This is a genomic window from Rhizobacter sp. P5_C2, assembly GCF_054049715.1.
This window is the reverse complement of the sequence record NZ_JBFULV010000061.1, coordinates 35,096-41,332: the sequence shown is the minus strand read 5'-3', so window position 1 is coordinate 41,332 and position 6,237 is coordinate 35,096. Positions and strand designations below refer to the sequence as shown.

Annotated in this window: 4 protein-coding genes; 3 read left to right on the top strand and 1 reads right to left on the bottom strand. The window is 70.2% G+C overall.

Annotated elements, in window-relative coordinates; all coding sequences use genetic code 11:
* The 3 genes from ACXJLU_RS21390 to ACXJLU_RS21380 form a co-directional block, all read left to right on the top strand.
* Nucleotides 1-879 (top strand): rhodanese-like domain-containing protein (locus tag ACXJLU_RS21390; protein ID WP_457334424.1); only part of this gene is annotated, 879 nt, incomplete at its 5' end.
* A gap of 80 nt (nt 880-959) precedes the next feature.
* Nucleotides 960-3,743, top strand: a complete 2,784-nt coding sequence (gene mgtA, locus ACXJLU_RS21385; RefSeq protein WP_457334422.1) for a magnesium-translocating P-type ATPase — start codon at nt 960-962, stop codon at nt 3,741-3,743.
* A 93-nt stretch (nt 3,744-3,836) separates the two neighbouring features.
* Entirely contained in the window at nt 3,837-5,639 is a 1,803-nt protein-coding gene (locus ACXJLU_RS21380; RefSeq protein ID WP_457334420.1) for a hybrid sensor histidine kinase/response regulator, read from the top strand.
* A gap of 15 nt (nt 5,640-5,654) precedes the next feature.
* Here ACXJLU_RS21380 and ACXJLU_RS21375 read toward each other — a convergent pair whose 3' ends face one another.
* On the bottom strand, nt 5,655-6,140 hold the full coding sequence (locus ACXJLU_RS21375) for a hypothetical protein (protein ID WP_457334418.1): 486 nt from the start codon (nt 6,138-6,140) through the stop codon (nt 5,655-5,657).
* Between the last annotated feature and the right edge of the window lie 97 nt (nt 6,141-6,237).

The window sequence follows — 6,237 nt, the reverse complement described above, 5'->3', positions numbered from 1 at the left end:
GCGCGGCACGATGCGCGGACGGTGGCCGAGCGTGCCAGCGTGCGGCGCATCGGTGCCGCGCAACTGGCGCACTGGGTGGCCGAGCCGGGCCGCACGACGTATCGCTTCGACGTGCGCACGCCGGAGGAGTACGCGGCGGGTCATCGCCAAGGCTTCCGCAGCGCACCGGGCGGGCAACTGGTGCAGGAGACCGACGTGCACGCCCCGGTGCGCGGTGCGCGCATCGTGCTGGTGGACCACGACGGCACGCCGGGCGGATCACGCGATGCAGGCGTGCGCGCCGAGATGAGCGCGTCGTGGCTGGCGCAGATGGGCTGGGAGGTGGCGGTGCTCGAGGCCGATGCGGCGTCCGATGGCCTGGAGACGGGCGCCGATGCGCCACCGCGACCCGCGCCGCCGCTGGTGCGCGGCATCACGCCGCAGACGCTGGCCGATTGGCTCGCGAGTCCCGAAGCCGAGGTGCAGGTGATCGACGTGACGACCAGCGCGAGCCACGTGAAGCGGCACATCCCCGGCGCGTGGTTCGTGCTGCGCTCGCAGCTGCGCGAGGCGCTGAGGGGGCTGCCTTCGGCGAAGCGCATCGTGGTGACCTGCGGCACCAGCCTGCTCGCGCCGTTCGCGGCACACGAGCTGCAAGAGCTGCTGGGCTCACAGGCCGAGGTGCAGGTGCTGCAAGGCGGCACCGCCGCCTGGGCCGAAGCAGGCTTGCCGGTGGAGGCCGGCGAGCAGCGGCTCGCATCACCGCGCACCGACCGCTATCGCCGCCCCTACGAGGGCACCGACAACGCGCAGGCCGCGATGCAGGCCTACCTCGATTGGGAATTCGGATTGGTCGCGCAACTGAAGCGCGACGGCACGCACCACTTCGCACCGGTGTGAGACGGCGCGAAGAAAAGGGCCGGCACGCCGCTTGATCCAGATCAAGTGCCTACCGCCGCCAGCCTGCAGGCTCGGCCCTCATGAGCAAAGCGGCGCGCCACCGGCACCTGACCCAGGGTTTCAGCACCTTCCTGCACCACCGGCGCGCGCAGCGGCATTTCGAGCGCCGCCCGCTGCTCGAGTCGTTGACCCGCGCGCTGCCACCGGCCTCCGCGGGCGCRCTGCTTGCGCCCGACCTGCTGGCCGCCGCGCGCGACCCGGCCGATGCCGTGCTGCATCGCCTGCAATCCAACGCGGACGGGCTGGAGGCCGACGAGGCGGCGCGGCGCCTGGCCCGCGACGGTCCGAACGACATCGCCCACGAGAAGCCGCTGCCCGGCTGGCTGCACCTGTGGCGCTGCTACCTGAATCCCTTCAACCTGCTGCTCACCGCACTGGCCGCGCTGTCCTTCGTCAGCGCCGACGCGAGCGCGACGGTGGTGATCGCGGCCATGGTCGCGCTGAGCACCCTGATCCGCTTCGTGCAGGAGGGCCGCTCGCACCGCGCCGCCGAAGGCCTGCGCGCGCTGGTGGGCAACACCGCGAGCGTGATCCGCCGACCGGCGGGCGGTGGCGCAGGTGCGGTTGCGCCGGCCGAGCTCGCGCAGCGCGACCTGGTCGTCGGCGACATCGTCGCGCTGTCGGCCGGCGACATGATCCCGGCCGACTGCCGCGTGCTCGCCACACGCGACCTGTTCGTCGCGCAGGCCGCGATGACCGGCGAATCGCTGCCGGTCGAGAAGTTCGTGCAGCCGCACGCCGAGGCCGCCGAAGGCGCGCTGGCCCAGCGCAATCTGGTGTTCATGGGCACCAACGTGGTCTCGGGCACGGCCACCGCGGTCGTCGTGGCCACCGGCCCGCGCAGCTGCTTCGGCACGCTGGCCGCGCATGCAGGCACGGCGTCGACCGCGCCGAACGCCTTCCAGGCCGGCGTCAACAGCGTCAGCTGGCTGCTGATCCGGTTTGCCGGCGTGATGGTGCCGGTCGTGTTCGTCGTCAACGGCTTCACCAAGGGCGACTGGCTGCAGGCCTTCCTGTTCGCGCTGTCGGTGGCGGTGGGGCTGACGCCCGAGATGCTGCCGATGATCGTCACCAGCACGCTGGCCAAGGGCGCGGTGCTGCTGTCGCGCAAGAAGGTGGTCGTCAAGCGGCTGGACGCGATCCAGAACTTCGGCGCGATGGACGTGCTGTGCACCGACAAGACCGGCACGCTCACGCAGGACCGCATCGCGCTCGCCCGGCATGCCGATGCCTATGGGCAGGACACCGACGAGGTGCTGAACTTCGCCTTCCTCAACAGCTACTACCAGACGGGGCTGAAGAACCTGCTGGACCATGCGGTGCTCGACCACGTCGAGCTGCCGGCGGTGCTGAAGCTGAAGGATGCCTACCGGAAGGTCGACGAGATCCCCTTCGATTTCGAGCGGCGGCGCATGTCGGTGGTGGTGGCAGCGCTCGAAGGCGGGCAGGACCGGCACCATGAGCTGATCTGCAAGGGCGCGGTGGCCGAAGTGCTGGCCGCCTGCACGTCGGTGCGCGTGCCGGGCCCGACCGATGCCTGCCTCGACGGCGCTCACGCGATGCCCACGCAGCCGCTGGATGCCGCGCTGCGCGCACGCACGCAGGCCGTCACCGAGGCACTCGGCGCGGAAGGGCTGCGCGTGGTGGCCGTCGCGGTGAAGACGATGCCGCCGGCGCAATCCACCTACACCGTCGCCGACGAGTCCGGCCTGACGCTGATCGGCTACATCGCCTTCCTCGATCCGCCGAAGGAGTCCGCCGCACCGGCCTTGCGCAAGCTGGCCGCGCACGGCATCACCGTGAAGGTGCTGACCGGCGACAACGAACAGGTCACGCGCAAGGTCTGCCACCAGGTCGGCCTGCCGGCGGATGCGATGCTGCTCGGCCCGCAGGTCGAGGCGCTGGACGACGAGGCGCTGAAGGCGGCCGCCGAGACCCACGGCGTGTTCGCGCGCCTGACGCCCTTGCACAAGGAGCGCATCGTGCGCGCGCTGCGCGCCAACGGCCACGTCGTCGGCTTCATGGGCGACGGCATCAACGATGCGCCGGCGCTGCGCGCGGCCGACATCGGCATCTCGGTGGACAGCGCGGTCGACATCGCCAAGGAAGCGGCCGACATCATCCTGCTGGAGAAGAGCCTGCTGGTGCTGGACGACGGCGTGGTCGAGGGCCGGACCACCTTCTGCAACATGCTGAAGTACATCCGCATGACGGCAAGCTCGAACTTCGGCAATGTCCTGTCGGTGCTCGTGGCGAGCGCCTTCCTGCCGTTCCTGCCGATGCTGCCGCTGCAACTGCTGGTGCAGAACCTGCTGTACGACGTCGGCCAGACCGGGATCCCGTTCGACAACGTCGATGCCGAACTCGTGACCCGCCCGCTGAAGTGGAATCCGGCCGACATCGGCCGCTTCATGCTGTTCTTCGGGCCGATCAGCTCGCTGTTCGACCTGGTGACGTTCGCGGTGATGTGGTGGGTGCTGGGGGCGAACAGCCCCGAGCGGCAGGCGCTGTTCCAGACCGGCTGGTTCGTCGTGGGGCTGCTGACGCAGACGCTGGTGGTGCACATGGTGCGCACGCCCAAGCTGCCGCTCGTGCAGAGCCGCGCGGCCGCCCCGCTGATCGCGATGACGCTGGCCATCATGGCGCTCGGCCTGTGGCTGCCGGTGTCGCCGCTGGCCGCGCATTTCCGGCTGGTGGCGCTGCCGCCGCCGTATTTCCCATGGCTGGTGGCGATCCTGCTGGGCTATTGCACGCTGGCGACGCTGATGAAACGCATCTATATCCGACGCTTCGGCTGGCAGTAGTGCCGTCCGCGAGTTGTGCAGGGCAATGGCGCGCGACAGTGGCTGTGTGCGACAGCGCACGGAGGGCAGGGGTCCGGTCACCCACACTGGGGCATGAGTTCGAACGACCTGCCGACGCCCTCGCCACCCTCACCGCCGCCGCGCATCCACTGGCCGCTGCGCGGCCGGGCTGCGGCGCTGCGTCTGACCTGGTTCCATGCGGTGATGTCCCAGGTCAACCGCCTCATCCTGCGGCGACCCGACCCCCGCGAGCTGTTCAWGGGCGTGTGCGAGGTGTGCGTGGCGACCGGGCACCTGGACATCGCGGTCATCGACCTCTCGGAGGGCCGGGAGGTCCACCGGGCCACGGCCGGCACGATGCGGCGTGCGGCGGCCGAGTCGCCCCAGAACCTGCTGAACGGTGCCCGTACGCAGGTGCTGATGATGTCGCTGGCGATGCGCGCCGGCAGCACCGTGGTGATCGGCGATGCATCGACCGACGAGCGGCTGCACGATGCTCGCGCATGGTGCGCGGCGACGGGTATCCGCGCGTTGGCAGCCGTTCTCCTGAAGCGGGCCGAGCTGCCGATCGGCGTGTTGCTGCTGCACTCGAAGACCCCGCGGCACTTCGACGGCGAGGTGACCGAGCTGCTGGGCGAACTCGGTGCCGACCTGTCGTTTGCGCTCGACAACGCCGACCGCGAGCGCGAGCGGCACGAAGCGTCGTTCGCCGACCACGCGCGCAGGGTGGCCGAGGACGCCAACCGGGCCAAGACCGAGTTCCTGGCGCGCATGAGCCATGAGCTGCGCACGCCGCTGAACGCGATGCTGGGCTTTGCGCAACTGCTGGCCACCGACCCGGTCGAGCTGCTGTCCCCGCCGCAGGCCGAGCGGGTGCGGCTGATCACGCATGCCGGCTGGCACCTGCTCGGCCTCGTCAACGACGTGATGGACATCTCGCGCATCGAGGCAGGGCGCATCGAGGTCGTCAACGTCTGCGGCGACATCTCGTCGGTGCTGGACGAGGCCGTCACGCTCACCCAGACGCTCGCCCGGACGAACCAGCTGGAGCTCTCGGAGCGCGCGGTGTTGCGCGACGGCATCGGTGCCGTCGCCGACCCGCGGCGTCTGCTGCAGGTGCTGCTGAACCTGCTGAGCAACGCCTGCAAGTACAACCGGCCCGGCGGCCAGGTGAGGATCGACGTGACGCAAGCCGGCAGCGAGGTCTGCCTCGACGTGGTGGACAACGGCATCGGCATGAGTCAGGAGCACCTGTCGCACCTGTTCGAGCCCTTCAACCGGCTGGGTCGCGAAAACCATGCGGTCGAAGGCTCGGGCATCGGGCTGAATCTCGCGCGCCAGCTGGTGCGCTTGATGAACGGCCGGCTCGAGGTGGAAAGCAGCCCTGAATCGGGTACGCGAGCACGGGTGGTCCTGCCGTCCTGCGTCCTCGCGGCGGGCAAGGTCGCCGCCGGAATGCCGATGCCGGTGACGGTGTCGTCGCCGGAGAGCGGGGCGCTGGTGCTCTACATCGAGGACGAGCCGGTCAACCAGCTCCTCGTGGCGCAGATGCTGACGCGCTGCGAGGGCATTCAACTGCTGCAGGCGGAGAACGGCTGCGACGGGCTGGCCCTGGCGCGCAGCCGGCAGCCCGACCTGATCCTGCTGGACATGCAGTTGCCGGACCTGTCCGGCTTCGAGCTGCTGTCTGCCCTGCGCGACGATCCGGCCACGGCGGCATTGCGGGTGGTGGCGGTGTCGGCCAACGCGACGTCGGCGGACGTGGCCAGGGCACTGGACCTGGGCGCGCTCGACTACTGGACCAAGCCACTGGCGCTGGAGGCGTTTCGTGCCGGCCTGGCAAGCCTGCTGTCGGACCGCGCCCGGTCGAGCGGCGACGCACGGCTGCTGGCGTAGCGGCGCGGGTGCGATTCAGCCGAGCAGCGAGGCCCTCTGCGGCGCCCGCACTTCGTAGGGCAGCGGCCGGGTGTGCAGCGAGTGGACGTGCAGTGCCAGCAACTCCTCCTTGATGAGCGCCGGGAATCCGCGGCGGTCCTCGCGCAGGCTGAATTCCTTCTCCTCGAAGTAGAGGTCGAGCGCCGGCGTGGTCGGCCACAGCCGGCACAAGTCGTTGGCGATGCGCGGGAAGTCGTCGGGCAGGTGCACGGGTCGCACGCCGTGGGGCAGCGCATCCAGCCAGTGCACGGTGGCGCTGGTCAGCTGCTGGTCCTCGATGGACGGGCTGCGGCGCGCCCAGGCCTGGTTTGTCGCTTCGGCGTCGATGGGAATCCCTTGCGGGTCGTCGCCGTGACGCAGGTCGTCGTCGTTGTTCATCTTGGCCCCCTTGTGGCGTGCGATCACACGCGGATCGCTTCCACCGTAGCCGATCGACCGGCATGCGTCGGTGGTCTTGCGCACACACCTGCGCTGCGATGCCACGCAGTCGCCCTCGAAGCAGCATTCACGTCTGGATGATCACTCTGGGGCGCTGCGCGCCGATGGCCCGCGCGGCGTC